The sequence below is a fragment of the Rhodocaloribacter sp. genome, from assembly GCF_056451265.1.
Genome location: NZ_JBWOPL010000024.1, coordinates 1 through 15,705, shown reverse-complemented (window position 1 = coordinate 15,705; position 15,705 = coordinate 1). Strand labels below are relative to the sequence as shown.

The 15,705-nt window shown below is 65.4% G+C and carries 13 protein-coding genes; 6 read left to right on the top strand and 7 right to left on the bottom strand.

Annotated features, from left to right (window positions below; translation table 11 throughout):
• Positions 1-17 precede the first annotated feature (17 nt).
• The 4 genes from AC1HIY_RS03340 (at position 18) to def (ending at position 3,561) form a co-directional block, all read left to right on the top strand.
• Positions 18-1,154: a hypothetical protein gene (locus AC1HIY_RS03340; protein WP_479575291.1), complete on the top strand. Its 1,137-nt coding sequence runs from the start codon at positions 18-20 to the stop codon at positions 1,152-1,154.
• A 174-nt stretch (positions 1,155-1,328) separates the two neighbouring features.
• The gene (locus AC1HIY_RS03335; protein WP_479575290.1) at positions 1,329-2,015 is read left to right on the top strand and encodes an HAD-IA family hydrolase; all 687 of its coding nucleotides are present in this window, start codon (positions 1,329-1,331) and stop codon (positions 2,013-2,015) included.
• A gap of 158 nt (positions 2,016-2,173) precedes the next feature.
• The gene (locus tag AC1HIY_RS03330; protein ID WP_479575289.1) at positions 2,174-2,878 is read left to right on the top strand and encodes a DUF2461 domain-containing protein; all 705 of its coding nucleotides are present in this window, start codon (positions 2,174-2,176) and stop codon (positions 2,876-2,878) included.
• Positions 2,879-2,982: 104 nt separating this feature from the next.
• On the top strand, positions 2,983-3,561 hold the full coding sequence (gene def / locus AC1HIY_RS03325; protein WP_479575288.1) for a peptide deformylase: 579 nt from the start codon (positions 2,983-2,985) through the stop codon (positions 3,559-3,561).
• 3 nt (positions 3,562-3,564) lie between these two features.
• Here the strand turns inward: def and AC1HIY_RS03320 are convergent, their stop codons facing one another.
• The 7 genes from AC1HIY_RS03320 to AC1HIY_RS03290 form a co-directional block, all read right to left on the bottom strand.
• Positions 3,565-4,404 (bottom strand): metal ABC transporter permease, encoded by an 840-nt coding sequence (locus AC1HIY_RS03320; protein WP_479575287.1) that lies wholly within the window; start codon positions 4,402-4,404, stop codon positions 3,565-3,567.
• Positions 4,405-4,433: 29 nt separating this feature from the next.
• Positions 4,434-5,357 carry a metal ABC transporter substrate-binding protein gene (locus AC1HIY_RS03315; protein WP_479575286.1) on the bottom strand — a complete coding sequence of 308 codons (924 nt, stop codon included), beginning with the start codon at positions 5,355-5,357 and terminating at the stop codon, positions 4,434-4,436.
• Between the two features lie 24 nt (positions 5,358-5,381).
• Positions 5,382-6,551 (bottom strand): hypothetical protein, encoded by a 1,170-nt coding sequence (locus AC1HIY_RS03310; RefSeq protein WP_479575285.1) that lies wholly within the window; start codon positions 6,549-6,551, stop codon positions 5,382-5,384.
• Between the two features lie 129 nt (positions 6,552-6,680).
• Positions 6,681-7,043: a hypothetical protein gene (locus AC1HIY_RS03305; protein WP_479575284.1), complete on the bottom strand. Its 363-nt coding sequence runs from the start codon at positions 7,041-7,043 to the stop codon at positions 6,681-6,683.
• Between the two features lie 107 nt (positions 7,044-7,150).
• On the bottom strand, positions 7,151-7,885 hold the full coding sequence (locus tag AC1HIY_RS03300) for a response regulator transcription factor (protein ID WP_479575283.1): 735 nt from the start codon (positions 7,883-7,885) through the stop codon (positions 7,151-7,153).
• Between the two features lie 204 nt (positions 7,886-8,089).
• Entirely contained in the window at positions 8,090-9,739 is a 1,650-nt protein-coding gene (locus AC1HIY_RS03295) for a T9SS type A sorting domain-containing protein (RefSeq protein ID WP_479575282.1), read from the bottom strand.
• Between the two features lie 190 nt (positions 9,740-9,929).
• On the bottom strand, positions 9,930-12,824 hold the full coding sequence (locus tag AC1HIY_RS03290; protein WP_479575281.1) for a TonB-dependent receptor: 2,895 nt from the start codon (positions 12,822-12,824) through the stop codon (positions 9,930-9,932).
• A 266-nt stretch (positions 12,825-13,090) separates the two neighbouring features.
• Here AC1HIY_RS03290 and lgt point away from each other — a divergent pair, with 266 nt between their 5' ends.
• Positions 13,091-13,909, top strand: coding sequence for a prolipoprotein diacylglyceryl transferase (lgt, locus tag AC1HIY_RS03285; protein ID WP_479575280.1), 819 nt, complete (start codon positions 13,091-13,093; stop codon positions 13,907-13,909).
• Positions 13,906-15,705 (top strand): CocE/NonD family hydrolase (locus AC1HIY_RS03280; protein ID WP_479575279.1); only part of this gene is annotated, 1,800 nt, incomplete at its 3' end. The genes lgt and AC1HIY_RS03280, both read left to right, overlap by 4 nt.

Below are 15,705 nucleotides of genomic sequence, written 5' to 3'. Positions count from 1 at the left end.
TCTGCCACGCCGTCCTCATGGCCAAAGATTTTTCCGTCCGCCCCGTCCGTTCGAGAAGGGACCGCAAGCGCTTCATCGACTTCCCGTATCGCCTCTATCGCGAAAACCGATACTGGGTCCCCCCGCTGCGCATGGACGTGACGAAGACGCTTCACCCGAAGAAAAATCCGTTTTTCGAACACGGCAAGATGCAGCTTTTCCTTGCCGAAGACGCAACGGGACGGGTGGTGGGACGCATCGCCGCCATCGTCAACGGGATGCATCTGAAGAAGTACGACGACGGCAACGGCTTCTTCGGCTTCTTCGAGGTCGAGCAGCGGTATGAAGTGGCCGAGGCGCTCCTCGATGCGGCTTCCGCCTGGCTCCGCGAACAGGGCATGACGGGCGTGCGCGGGCCGGCCAATCCCTCGCTCAACGACACCGCCGGCCTCCTCGTCCACGGCTTCGACCGCCGGCCTTCCATCCTGATGCCGTACAATCCGCCGTATTACGTGGACTATCTCACCCGGTACGGCTTCTCCCGCGCGATGACGATGTGGGCCTATTATGCCCACGAAAAGTTCGTCCGGACGGAAAAGCTGCGACGCGGCGTGGCGCTCGTGCGCCGGCGCAATCCCACCATCACCCTGCGCAAGATCGATATGAGCCGCTTCGACGAGGAGGCCCGCATCATCCTCGACATTTACAACGAAGCCTGGTCGGAAAACTGGGGCCACGTGCCGATGACCGAGCATGAGTTCGACCACCTCGCCCGAGACCTCAAGCAGATCGTCGATCCGGACCTGATTTACATTCTCGAAGACGAGGGGGTGCCGATCGCTTTCGTCGTCTCGCTCCCGAACCTGAACGAGGCGCTGCTCAACCTGCCCGACGGGCGGCTTTTCCCGACCGGCCTGCTCAAGCTGCTCGCCTACGACAAGCTCCACGCCTTCCGCGAGATCCGGATGCCGCTCATGGGCGTGCGCAAGAAGTACCACGGACGCGGCCTCGACGCGATCCTGATTCTGGAGACCATCGACCGGGGACTGGAGATGTACTATCAGGCCTGCGAGATGAGCTGGGTCCTCGACGCGAACAAGGTGCTCATCAACGCGCTCGAATCCCTCGGCGGCGTCGTCGACAAAGAGTACGCCATGCTCGAAAAGGCGCTCTGAGCGGCTCCCTTCGGTCGTGTCAGGGGCTCGCATGCGCTCGCGTCAGGGGGCTCACAGCGTTCGCCGTCATTGGGCTCGCTTCGCTCGCGTCATTTGCGCCTGCGGCGCGTCCGGAACTGCATTGACAAACACCCATCCCCCCTAGCCCCCTACACCCACACATCCATACACCTCATGCCGATTCGCTTCGTCTATTTCGACCTCGACGACACGCTCCTCGACCACGGACGGGCGGAGCGGCTGGCGCTGGCGGACCTGTACGCAGCGCACCGCGCCCACTTCGGCGGGCACAGCCTCGAAACCCTTCAGACGACGTACCACGCCCACAACGTGGTGGTGTGGCGGCGTTATGCGGCGGGCGCGCTCACGAAGGCCGAGGCGAAGCACCTCCGCTTTGCCCGGACGCTCGACGCGCTCGGCCTCCCCACGCTCGACCCCGACGCTCTGAGTGACGAATACCTCGCCTGCTATGCGCGGCACTGGGCCTTCATCGACGGGGCGCGCGCGGCCTTCCACGCCGTCGCCGACCACCTGCCCGTGGGCATCCTCACCAACGGCTTCGTCGAGGTTCAGCGCGCCAAGCTCGCGCGTTTCCCCGACCTCCGCGACCGCGCTCAGGCCGTCGTCATCAGCGAGGAAGTGGGGCATCTGAAGCCGCACCCGAAGCTCTTCGCCCACGCCGCCGCCGCGGCCGGCGCGCCGCCCGAAGCCCTCCTCTACGTCGGCGACTCGTACCACTCCGACGTCGAAGGCGCGCGCGGGGCGGGCTGGGACGTCGCCTGGTACACCGCCGACGGCAGCCGCGACGCCACCGTCTTCCGCTTCCACGACTGGGACGACCTCCTGGCGCGCCTCGGGTGAGCTTCTTTCGAGGGGACCGGCGCCGGCGTAAACCTCGTTTCCGCCCCCGCCTGCGTGCGGGCAGGCGGTGCGGGAATGATCCGGCATGCCACAAAAGGAACGTCTCTCCGTTTCAGGACTTGACGGATCCCCCAACCTCCCGAACCCTTCCGATCGCCATGGACTTCCCTCCCTTCCCCGGCTTCCGCGATGAGGCGTTCGCCTTCCTTCGCGCGCTCGAAGCGAACAACCGCCGCGACTGGTTCAAACCGCGCAAAGACACGTATGAGGACGAGGTCGTGTGGCCGCTCCGGTGTCTTCTTCTCGACGCCTCCCGCGAAGCCGCCATGCGGGGCCGGCCGCTCCGCGCCGATCCGAAGCGCGCCCTTTTCCGGATCTACCGAGACACCCGCTTTTCGAAGAACAAGAACCCGTACAAGACGCACGCGGGCGGCGTCCTCTCGCGCACCGGCGATCGCGCCTCGAACGGCGTCGTGTACGTGCACATTCAGCCGGGAGCGTCGTTTCTCGGGGCGGGCTTCTGGCGGCCCGACGCGCGCCTGCTCCGGGCGTGGCGGCTCCGCATGACCGCCGACCCCGCCGCCTTCCTCAGCCTCGCCGGCCGCCTCGCCGAGCGCGGCCTGCCCCTCCGCGCCGACGGCGACCGGCTCAAGCGTATGCCGCGCGGCTTCGAAGACTACGCCGGAACGGAGATCGCCGAACCCCTCCGGTGGAAGACGTTCGTCGCCGTCCGGCCCGTCCCCGACGAAGCGCTCCGAAGCCCCGCCTTCACCGGGACGCTCGTCGAGCTGATGGAGGCCGTGCTCCCGCTCCTCTCCTTCGGATGGGAAGCCGAGCGCGAAGCCGCCGATGCCGGACGATGAGGCTTGAAATCGACGCGAAACTTCGCGCATCCGGCCGTGCGGCATGAACTCTTGCCCGGCGGAGCCGTTTATGCCACCGATCCCCCCACATGGACGCAAACAGTATGATTTTGCCCATTTACGTATATGGAATGCCGATCCTCCGGACGCCGACGGAGGACGTCGCAGAGAACTCGGAGGACCTGCAGACGCTCATCGACGACATGATCGAGACGATGCACAACGCGGCGGGCATCGGGCTGGCCGCGCCGCAGGTGGGCCGCACGGAACGGCTCTTCGTCGTCGACCTGAGCCCGTTGGCCGAAGAGTTGGCCGAAGAGGGCCAGACGCTCCCGCCCCAGCCGATGGCGTTCCTCAACCCGGAGATCCTCGACGAGAGCGAGACGGAAAGTGCGTTCGAGGAAGGCTGCCTCTCCATCCCCGACATCCGTGAAGACGTGTGGCGGCCCGAGCGCATCCGCATCCGCTTCCTCGACCGCGACTTCCAGCCGCAGGAGCTGAACCTCAGCGGCATGATCGCCCGCGTCGTCCAGCACGAGTACGACCACCTCGAAGGCATCCTCTTCGTCGATCACATCACCCCGTTCCGCCGCCGGCTGCTTCGCCGACGGCTTCGCGAGATGGCGCGCGGCCTCGTCGACGCCGAGTACCCGGTCGTCACCGCCGAGTCCGAGACGGCCTGACGCTCACGCCGCTTCCACCTCTTCCGTCACGCGCCGCCCGCGCGTCAGACGCACGGCGGCCGCCAGCAGAAACAGCCCGCCGAGGATCGCGACGATGGACGCACCCGCCGGGAAGTCGAACGTCACCGAGAAATAGACGCCGAAGAAGCTGCCGGCTACGCTCAGCGCCAGCGCGAGCAGCACCGTGCCGACCCGCCTCCGCGTCAGGAGAATGGCGGCCACCGGCGGCACGACGATGAACGAGAAGACCGGGATCACCCCTCCGGCCCGAACGGCCAGCACGATGGCCAGACCGATGGAGAGGTAGAACAGGAAGTTCCACAGATCGAAGATGCCGACGTCTTCCACGTCGTGGTTCTCGAACTTCTCCGTCAGGGCGAAGAAGCGTTTGCGGAAGAGGACGTGCATCAGGCCGATCAGGCCGAACACGACCGCCATCGTCACGAGCTGCGACTCCGTGACGGTGAAGAGGCTTCCGAAAAGCACCTCCGAGATGTCCGCCTCTCCGTGCGCCGTCTTCGAGATGAGCAGCACCGTCAGCGCCGAGGCGAAGGCATAGATGATGCCGATGATGGCCTCCTGCTTGAGCCGCCGGTCGGTGACTTTCACGAACGAAAGCAGAAACGCCCCGACCATCGTGAAGAGGATGGACACCACGGTCGGGTCCTGTTCGATGAACCCCGCGAAGGCGACGCCGAGCATGGAGATCTGCCCGAGCGCCAGATCGACGAAGACGATGCCGCGCCCGACCACGTGCACCCCCAGATAGGCCAGAAGCAGGCCCATCACGATGCTCACGAGCAAGGCATTAACGATGAATCCCTGCGAAAAAAGATCTCCCATGACCGGTTTCGTCGGTTCGTGAATGAAAATCAAGGAGCGGTGGACCGGAACGCCTCGACGAGCCGATCCACGTTATAGTCGAACAGGTCGAAGTAGTCCTTCACCTCCTTGAACGCCCCCACCGAGGACGCCAGCGTCACCACCTTGCCGCCGACTTTCCGGGCGACGAGCTCTGCCGCGTCGGGTTTGTAATACGGCGAGATGATGATGACCTTGATCCCCTGCGTCTGCATGATCCGGATCACCTTCGCCAGTTGCGAAGGCGTGGGCGGGATGCCGGGTTTCGGCTCCAGAAAATCGACGATCTCCAGGCCGAAGTGCCGGGCAAAATACGGCCACTGGTTGTGATAGGCGATAATTTTCGTGCCCCGATACGGGCGCATCCGCGCCTCCCATTCCGCGATTTTGGCGTCGATGCGCTCTTCGAAGCGCCGGAGGTTCTCCTCGAAATACGCTCGGCTCTCCGGCTGAAGCCGCACCAACCCGTCGAAGACGTTCCGGGCGATGATCTTCCCGATGGACGGATCGAGCCAGTAGTGCGGGTTGCCGTAGATGTGGATGTCGCCCTGTTCGCGGCTGACGCTCGTCGGCACCTGAAGCAGCGGCACGTTCACCGAGGCATCCACGTAGCCCGGCGCGCCCTTGAGGATCCTGTCGTTCCGGGCGCTGTTGAGCAAGGGCGGCTCCCATCCGATGGCCAGGTCGAGGCCCACCGTCACGTACATGTCGGCGCGGGAGAGTTTGAGGATATAGCTTGGCTTCGGATCGACGAAGTGGGGGTTCTGATAACCCGCGGCGATGGAGAAAACCTCCACCCGATCCCCGCCGACGAACTCGGTGATGCTCTTCAGGTCGGGCAGGGTCGTCACGACCTTCAGCTTTTTCTGCGCGTGAGCGGGTCCGGCCGCTGCCAGAAGCAGCGCCAGGAAGAGCAGCCCAGACAACTTTTTCATGATGCGTTCCTCTCGTGACAAACGTTAATATTCGTGCGCTCCGTGCGCGCCGATGACGAAGACGGCGCGGACGAGGAGCTGATAGTCCCGGTCGAAGCCCCGGGCCGTGGCCGTCCGCCCGCCGAGTTCGATCTTCTGAAACTCCGTGGCCAGAAAACCAAGCGTGAGCGAGACCCCCTTCTCATCCCACGAGGGGTCGTCGGGCAGGTCCGCGAGGTCGTACCGACCCACCACCTGCCATCGTCGCCCGAGTTGCCAGCTCGCCAATGCATAGAACCCCCACGTCTTGACGACATCGCCGGAGGCGCGGTTCTTTCGACTGAAGAAAGACTCGGCCTGAAGTGTGAGGGACCGATACGTGTTGAACTGGAGCGGCTTCCATTTATAGGTCAGGTCGACGCCGCCGAGCCAGGTGGTCCGGTTCTCGTCATTGGGACCGGCGGCGCCGCTGAAGCCGAGTTCGAGCGTGGCGTTCTCAGTCAGATCCCAGAAGTTTTTCAGATGCGCCACGTAGAGGAGCCGGTTCGTCTCGCTGAGTCCGAAGCTGCCCTCGCCGCCGGCAGGGCCTCGCGTCACCTCGACGATCAGGTCCTGAAAAAAGTGCGGATTGGGCAGGAGCCAGCTCAGCGAGAGGCCCTGATCGTTGAGTCCCTCTTCGCCGAAATAGTTGGCGTACACCGCCGGCACGTCGATGAACGGCAGCGCGTGGGGGTGGATGCGGTTGATTTTGCCGAAGATGCTCCGAAACTTGCCTGCCTTGAGCTGCAGCTGAAACGGCAGGGCGAGGGTGGTCAGATAGGCCTCCTCCAGCTCGAAGTCGAACTCCCCGTCGCCCGCGTGCCCCATAGAGATGAAGACGTCGGCGCGGGCATAGGGATCGACGACGGATTGAAGCGCAGCCTCGGCCTCGTGCAGTTCCGCGTCCACGTTGCGCGCGCGGTTGGAGGCATACCACGCCCGGAAGTCTCCGACGAGGCTGATGTTCGGGTTCAGCGACGGCGCTGCGCGCGCGGCGGCTTGCGGCGGCGGCGACGGCGCGGCGGCCTCGGCCGCGCCCAGCTCGCGCGTCAACTCCTGAATCAACAATGAGTCGGCCGCGGCCGTCGAGTCGGCCACCTGTGCGTGCACGCCGTACGTCACGGCCAGCGAGAGCAACCACACGAGGCTGCCTTTACGAAAAGAGCGAGGGGACATTGCGTAAACTCCCGGGTCATCCAGTTCCGACGATGCAAGATCGCAGACCCTCCGAGGCCGCATCGGGCGACGAGGGTCCATCAGGGGGACGCCGGTCCTCGCGCCGGCAGGCACGGGGTTCCGGCGGCGTCAGAGCCGTACGGGAGGCGCGCGACCGCGCGTGCGCGGCCGTTCGAGAGAAGAGAGCACCCGCGACGGAGACGTCGGGGGCGAAAAACGCCGGGGCAGGCGCACGTGCACGGCCGGGCGCATCCCCGGCTCGTAGACCTGCGGCGCGCACAGCACGCAGTCCACGCGCAACAGTGGCGGAAGGTGCGCGCGGGTGAAGACGGGGACGTCCGCGTCCGGATGCACGAAAGCGACCGGCATCCGGGCCTGCGCCTCACGGCGCGCATCGACGGCATGATGCAACCGGTGCCACCACGGAGCCGCCAGGCCGCCCATGACGAAGATCACGAGCAACGTGGCGGCAATGTGCTTCCTTCCGTTCATGGCGCCGTCGCAAAAGCCGGGACGAGAGAAAAATGCGTCGAAGAGGCTTTCACGGGAGAAGCGCCTCTTTTGTTCTCCCCGCGGGCAAATCGAGGCGGACTCCGGCGTCAGCGTCCGCGCGGCTCGCGCGCCCGGGACACCGGCTCCCGGAAACGGTAACCGATGCCCTTCACCGTCTCGATGTATTCACTGCCGAGGCGGGCGCGGATCTTTCGCACGTGCACGTCTACCGTGCGCCCGATCAGCTCATCGCGTTCCCAGAGCTTCTCCAGCAGCTCCTCGCGCGTGAACACCCGTCCCGGATGCCCCGCGAGGAAGTGCAGCAACTCGAACTGTTGCCGGGGAAAGTGAAGCGCCTCCTTCGTCCCCTCCCGCTTCCGATAGACCACGTAACGGCTGCGGTCGATTTCGAGGTCGTAGATCTCGATCACCTCCGGGAGCGTCACGTAGCGCCGGACGCTGCGAAGCAACGCAAAAACCTGGCTGACGAACACCTGCGACGCGACCGGCCGGATCAGGAACACGTCGGCGCCGGCATCGAGTCCGGGCGCCTGATCCTGCGCATCGTCCGAGAGCATGAGGATCGGAATCATGCGCAGGCGTTCGTCGGCGCGGAGGCGGCGACACACCTCCAGCCCCTCTTCGCGCGCGCCCCCCACGTCGAGCACCAACAGGGCCGGCGAATCGGCCAGGATCTTTGCCGGCGTCTCCTCTTCCTCGCAGGCCTGCTCCACCCGGAAGCCGGCGCCTTCGAGCGCGGCCGAAAGCCTTTCCAGTGTCTCTTTGTCCTTCCCCCCGACGAGCACGTGCGGCCGGCGTTGCCGGGCCATTTTATAGATCATGGCCGTACGTGTTCTATCTTCTGCGGCGCCGGCTCCCGGCAGGTCCGTCCATAGATGGGAAAGAGGCCTTCCGTTGAAAAATCTCCCTTGCATCAATCTTCTCATCCTCCTTCCGATCTATCATGAACGAACCCGCCGAAAACGGGCAACCGGCATCAGCGATACGGTTCCGGACCGGCCGAAGGCGCGGAGAACCCTTCCGATTTATTTGATGAGCATCATCGTTCGGGTGAACATGCCGGCCTCCGACTGAAGGCGATAGAGGTACACACCGGAGGACAGGCCCGTGGCATCGAACGTGGCGCGGAACGTCCCGGCCGGCTGCGGTCCGGCTGCGAGCACCGCCACCTCGCGACCCAGCACGTCGTAGACGGCCAGACGGATGGTCTGCGGGCGTTCCAGGCTAAATTCGATGGTGGTCGTGGGGTTGAACGGGTTCGGATAGTTCTGCTCGAGAGCGAAGGTCTGCGGGAGGGCCGTATCGAGCGTCTCGATGGCCGTCGCCGTCGCTTCCGGCGTGCCTGCTCCGGCGCTCGAGAGCACGCCCGCCGCCGAGAGCAGGGTCCAGTCCGCGGCCCAGTTCGTCTCTCCGAAGGCGCCCCGGTAGTCGGTCGGCTCGAAGAACGGATCCGAGAGCGGCGTCGCACCCGTCAATGCCGGACTGCCCGGCGACGGACGAGGATCCAGACCGCCGTCCGCCGAACGGCTGATCCCTCGAAGCGCCGGGTCCAACACCGCATTCCCGTTCGCCGAAAGATGCTCCCGAACGAACGACTCCGGCGCAATCGACTCCAGCGTGTTCCCCGCTCCGTATCCCCACCACAGGTTCGACGACAACAACAGATCGCCATGCTCCAGACGCGAACGGCTGTCCTCCCCCGAATCCAGATCCTCCACGTCCACACCCGAACCGAAAAAGTCCGTGAACACCGAGTTGTAGTACTTGCCCCCGGCATTGTCCCGAAACTTCAGCGTCACGTCGTTCTCCACGTTCGTCGAGCCGGCGCCTGAACCGATGTACGTCGCGTTGGCGATCGTCGGTATCGCCAGCGGCGCGCCGTCCTCCGGATCGGTGCCTCCGTCGTGCTCTCCGGCGCGGTTGCCGATCTCCGGAGCCTGAAGTGAAAACCAGAACTGACCCTTGCCCCGGAAACCCTCGTCGTAGTCGAACGTGTCGTCGCCGCAGAAAGCGCCCACCAGGTAGCGTGTCTGCGGCGCGCCGCCGAAGAACTCGAAGCAGTCGTCCTGATTGCCGAAGACCTCCACGAACTCGATCGTCGTGCCCGAGCCGACGGCGCCCATCGTCAGGCCGTTGATCTCGTTGCCGGCGCCGATGTCCGTGCCGCCGTAGCGGATCGAGACGTAGCGGAAGACGCCCGAGTCGTCGGCGTCGTCGTCGCCGCCGTAGCGGGCGCGCGGCTCCGTCGTGGGGATGCCCTCGATCTGCGTCTCGCCCGGCGTGGAGTTGAGCCGTCCGTTGCCCAGCAGGATCACGCCGCCCCAGAGCCCGCGCGTGTCCAGCGGCAGGTCGTTCGGGTCGGCCACGTCGTCGGCCTCGGCCGTGAAGATGATCGGATGCGTGGGCGTGCCCTCGGCGTAGATCTTGCCGCCGCGTGCGACGATGAGCGCCGAGGCGTTCTCGCCCTGTCCGGGCTTGCCCTTGACGACCGTCCCGGCCTCGATGGTGAGCGTCTCGCCGGCTTCGACGAAGACCAGGCCGTCGAGCACGTAGGTGTGGTCCGCCGTCCAGACCACGTCCCCCTCGACGTCCGCATCCCTCACCGTGACCACGTCCTGCGCACGAAGCCCGAGGGGCCACAACAACATTACAACGGTAGCGATTCTTTTCAACATCGCGTTTCTGTCCTCCTTCAAAGGTGATTGATGGTGTTCATGCGCGCCCGAGACGGCGTCGTCCGGAGCAGCGCACAGGCGGGAAAAAGCCGCTGGCTGCTTGCTTATGATTTCTTAACATGGCCCCATAACAAGTCGGGGCGGCTCTTTGCGGAGCCACCCCGGAGCAAACGAAACGAAGCGGAGGTCGTCATGGGCTGAAGCTCACCCCCAGCGCGTACGACCGCCCGAGCCGGTATTCCTGCGTCACGTACTCGCGTCCCCGGAAGTCGTGGGCGAGTCGGAAGCGGGCGTCGAGCAGGTTCTTGACGGCGACGTTCAGCTTGAGCCCGCGCCAGAGGCGCTGTTTGAACGTCAGGTCGAGGAGGTTTTGCGGCTTCTCGTAGATGTCCGGCGTTCCGCCGATGCTGACCTTGTCGAGGCGTTTGCCGAAAACGTTGTAATAGACACTGAAGAGGGTCCCCGTAGTCGGATTGTCGTAGGCGGCGTCCAGGTTGACGGTGTAGCCGGATTGCCCGATGAGAGGACGCGACGCCGACGCCGACGGGTCGAAGGCCCGCACGAGGGAGAGTTCATCCGGCGCGATGTCTACGCGCGAGTGCACGAGCGAGACGTTGCCGCCGATCTGAACATGGCGGAGCACGCCCGCGATGCCGTCCAGGTTTTTCCGGGCTTCGAATTCCAGACCGGCGACGCCGGCCCGCCCCACGTTGCGGAACTGCACCTCCGGGTTGGCCGCCGCCGCAAGGGGATTGATGGCCCGCTCGATGGGGTTCTTGAACGATTTATAGAATCCGCTGACGGCCAGGATTTCCCCGGGACGGGGGAACCATTCCCACCGCAGGTCCAGGTTGTCGATGAGCGTCCGCTTCAGTTCGGGATTGCCGATGAAGATGTAGTCCCCCACGAAGGCGAACGAGGCATAGGGGGCGAGCTCGCGGAAGATGGGGCGGGCCAGCGTGCGTCCGTAGGCCAGGCGCAGGTTCATCCGGTCCGAAAGCCGATAGATCAGGTTCGCCGACGGGAGCCAGTCCCGCTCGTCGAGCCGTCCCCGCGTCAGGGACGAGTCGAGGCTGGCCACCTCGATGTCGGTCGTCTCATAACGCACCCCGGCGACGAGCCGCAACCGGCGCGTCAGGGGCCAGTCGGCCATCACGTACGCCGCCGCAACGGACTGCGTCCCGTCATAGTTGCTCGACGGCTGCGAAGCATCGACGACGTAGTTGCCGAAACGGAAGAACCGGTCCGTGCTCTGCTCCTCGAGAATCCCCACATTCTGAGCGCCGAAGAACGACTCGGGGTCGCCGGCATAGCGCGCGGCGCGGCTGTCCGTGCGAAACTCGAAGCGGCGCTCCCGGAACGCGCGGTCTTTCCGAACATAACTGCCCCCCATCTTCAGACGGGCCACGCGTCCGTTCCACGAACGCACCGGCAGGGAGAAATCGAGATTCGAGTTCCAACTGTCCTCTTCGAGCGTGCGGAAATACCGGGTGGGGACGGGGTAGATGGAAGCCTGAACGGTGTACAACGTATCGACCACCCCGCCGCGCTCGATGACGGAGAAGTTGTTCGTGAAATACCGGAGGTCGGGTTCGTCCTGCCGGGAGCGCGCATAGGTGGTGTTCCACGAGAGTTTCGTCTTTCCGAGCGCGTGCTCGCCCCGGCCCTGCAGGCTGTGGAGCGTCCGCTCGACGAAGCGGAGCACCCGCGTCTGGTAGACGGCCTCGGGGCTGAGGTCGCGCGGGAAGGAGCCGAACTGAAAACGGGCCGTCGATTCGGCGCTCCTGCTGTAGAGATAATTGACGCCGAGTTCGTGACGCGGGTGGAGCTGGTACGAGGCGTTCACCAGGCCGCCCCAGAGCACCTCGTCGACGCCTTTCATGTCCTTGAAGAGGAAGTCGTTGTTCAGACTTTCGACCTCCGAGACCTTCCCGGTGAGTTGATACCGCGCCGTCAGCCCCCCCTCATATCCCGTCCGCTTTCGGCTATAGCTCACCCCGCCGATGAGCCCGAGCGGCCGTCCGAAGAGCGGCATCTGATTGCCGAGCGAGAGGCTGTAGCTCCGATTGACGGGCGCGGAGAAGAACGAGGGCGCCATCGTCTGATCGAAGGCCTTCGAGAGGCGATCCAGCGCCTGCGCTTTCGCCGGGTCCGTGAAGGCCTCCCCGAGCGGCGGGACCTCAACGTTGGGGTCCTTGAGAAGGGCCGGCAGCCGGTGCGTGCCGCCGTTGTCTCCAAACGTGCCGACGGTTCCGCCGTTGTAGGACAGGAAATCTCCGCCGACGCCGATGTTCGAGTTGTACGAAAGCGAAGACGAAACGGAGAAGTTGAAGACCTCCGGGAAATCCTTCGTGGCGATGTTGACACTGCCCCCGGTAAAGCTGCCGGGCTTGTCGGGCGTGAAGGTCTTCGTGGTGACGATGTTGTCGAGCAGGCCGGCGGGAAAGAGGTCGAAGGCGACGGCGTTGCGGTCGGGGTCGGAGGTGGGCAGTTCGGCGCCGTTGAGCCGGGTGTTCGTATAACGGTCGCCGAGGCCGCGCACGTACACGTACCGGCCTCCGACGACGGTCGCCCCGGTGACTTTCTTCATGGCGTCGGCGGCGTTCGAACTGCCGGAGCGTCCGATGACCTCGGCGCTGACGGCGTCGCTGACGGCGGCGGCCTTCTGTCGCTGCCGCAGCAACGACGCCTCGCTGTCGCGCGCGGCCCGCGCCTCCACGAACACCTCGCCCACCTCGATCGCGGCAGAGGTGAGGCCCATATCGACGCGCGTAGTCGCTCCGGCGCGCACCGCCACGTTGCCCACCGTGACGGGGTTGTATCCGATGTACGAAAACTGAAGGTCGTAGACTCCGGGCTCGAGGTTCGGGATCTCATAGTGCCCGTCGAGGTCGGTCGTCGAACCGGTGGTCGTGCCCACGATGATGACGCCGGCGCCGATGAGCGCCTCGCCCGTCTCGGCATCGACCACCACGCCGGCGACCCTGCCGGACTGCTGACCGAAAGCCGTCGAGACACAAAGGAAAAAAGCCAGAAGGCCCGGCCCGAACCGGACCTTCCGGAGAGCCGCATACGATGGGTGCATCGAGAATCTGTGTATAGCCGGGTGGATCGTCCAAAGGAGGCGCATCGTCCGCACGAGGGGGGGCGATGGGCGACGGCAAAGGTATCTCCGGGACGTTATGCCTGTGTTATCGCGCGATTACCCTTGCTTTAATTCAGGCGTCGGCTCCGGCGGCGCCGGTCCTCGATTCCTCCCGCCTCCACGCTGAAAAAGTGCCGGATATGCCGTAGGTTTGCGGGGCGCGATCCGCCCCGGCTCTCCGAACGTCTTCCCTCCTCTCTTTCCCCATGCCCGACTCCTCGCATCTCGTCTGGGACGTAAGCCCCGTCATCTTCACCCTCGGCCCCTTCACCGTGCGCTGGTACGGGTTGCTCTTCGCCCTCGGCTTCGTGCTCGGCTACTTCCTCATGCGGTCGATCTACCGGCGCGAGGGCAAGCCGGAGGCCGACCTCGACCGGTTGCTCATCTATATGCTCGTCGGCACGGTCGTCGGGGCGCGGCTCGGGCACGTGATTTTCTACGACCCCGGCTACTATTTCTCCCACCCGCTCGAGATCCTCAAGGTCTGGCGCGGCGGACTTGCGAGCCACGGCGGGGCCATCGGCATCCTCCTCGCGCTCTACCTCTACAGCCGGAAGACGAGGGACCAGCCCTACCTCTGGCTCCTCGACCGCGTGGCCGTGCCGACGGCGCTCGGAGGCGCGTTCATCCGCCTCGGCAACCTGTTCAACTCCGAGATCCTCGGCACGCCGACGGACGTCCCCTGGGCCGTCGTCTTCGCCCGCGTCGACCCGCTGCCGCGCCATCCGGCGCAGCTCTACGAGTCGCTCGCGTACCTCCTCATCTTCTTCGTGCTCTGGTCCGTCTATCGCCGCTATGGCGCGCGGACGCCGCGCGGGCTGCTGACGGGCCTCTTCTTCGTGCTCGTCTTCACGGCCCGGTTCTTCATCGAGTTCGTAAAGGTGCGCCAGGCCGCCTTCGGCGAGGCGCTCCCGTTGAGCATGGGCCAGATCCTCAGCCTCCCCGTCATCGTCGCCGGGCTCGTGCTCCTGTGGCGCGCGCGGCGGCAAGGTCCCGTCTCCCCCCTCCAAAAGACACGCTCATGACCTCCCGGCGCTTCCTCCCGACCCTCGCCCTCCTCGTCCTCGCGAGCCTCGCGCTCGCCGCCTGCCGCCGCGCGCCCGAAGCCCCCGCCTTCGACGTCCCCGCGCATTATACGAAGCACGAATACGACATCCCCATGCGCGACGGCGTGCACCTCCACACGGTCGTCTATACGCCGAAGGACACGAGCGAGACGTACCCGTTCCTCATGACCCGCACGCCGTACAGCGCCGGCCCCTACGGCGAGGCGTATGCCTCCTGGCTCGGCCCCACCGGCTCGACGCGCTTCATGGACGAGGGCTTCATCTTCGTCAAACAGGACGTGCGCGGGCGCTTCCTGTCCGAGGGCACGTACCGCCACATGACGCCCGCCTGCCCGGACGACGCCCCGCCGGAATGCATCGACGAGAGCACCGACATGCACGACACCGTCGAGTGGCTCCTCGCCCACGTGACGCCGAACAACGGGCGCGTGGGCCTCTGGGGCATCTCGTATCCCGGCTTCTACACCGCCGCGAGCATCACCCACACCCACCCCGCCATCCGCGCCGCCTCGCCCCAGGCCCCCATCGGCGACTGGTTCATCGGCGACGACTTCCACCACAAGGGCGCCTTCTACCTGCAGGACGCCTTCGCCTTCTTCTATTTCTTCGAAAGCCCCGGCCCGAACCCCACCGACCGCTGGGGCAAACGGTGGGGGCCGCGCTTCGACTTCGGCTCGTTCGACAATGCGTACGATTTCTTCCTCGACATGGGCGCGCTCCCGAACGCGAACGACCGCTATTTCCACCACAAGATCGCGTTCTGGGATTCGCTCATGACCCACGGCACGTATGACGCCTTCTGGCAAAGCCGAAACCTTATCCCGCACCTGAAGGACGTCTCGACGAACGTGATGACCGTGGCGGGCTTTTTCGACGCCGAGGACCCGTACGGCCCGCTTCAGATCTACCATTCCATCGAGGCGAACAATCCCGAGGCGAACAACATCGTCGTCCTCGGCCCGTGGTTCCACGGCGGATGGGTCCGCTCCGACGGCGACCACCTCGGCGATGTCTCCTTCGGGCAGAAAACGTCGGTCTATTATCAGGAGAACGTGGACCTGCCGTTCTTCAATTATTACCTCAAGGACAAGGGGACGTGGGATCCGCCGGAGGTGCTCGCCTATGCCACCGGCTCGAACGCGTGGCACGAGTTCGACGCCTGGCCGCCGCCCGCCCTCGAAGCGGCCGCGCTGTATTTCCACGCCGACGGTCGCCTCTCCTTCGAGCCGCCCACCGACGCCGACGCCGCCGACGCGTACGAGAGCGACCCGGCCCACCCCGTGCCGTACACGCAGGAGGTCACGCTCGCCCGCACGCGCGAGTACATGGTCGAGGATCAGCGCTTCGCAGCCGACCGACCCGACGTCCTCGTCTACCGGACCGAGCCGCTCACCGAAGACGTCACCGTCGCCGGGCCGGTCACGCCCGACCTCTTCGTCTCCACCACCGGCACGGACGCCGACTTCGTGGTCAAGCTCATCGACGTCTTCCCGGACGACATGCCCGAATGGCAGAAGCCGGAGGACAAATACCTCGACGTGCCGATGGCAGGCTATCAGATGCTCGTCCGCGCCGAGGTCTTCCGCGGCAAGTTCCGGAACGACTTCGAGACGCCCGAGCCGTTCACGCCCGGCGCCGTTGCCGAGATCACCTTCGACACGCCCGACGTCTTCCACACGTTCAAGGCCGGACACCGCATCATGGTGCAGGTGCAAAGCTCGTGGTTCCCCCTCGTCGACCGCAACCCCCAGGTG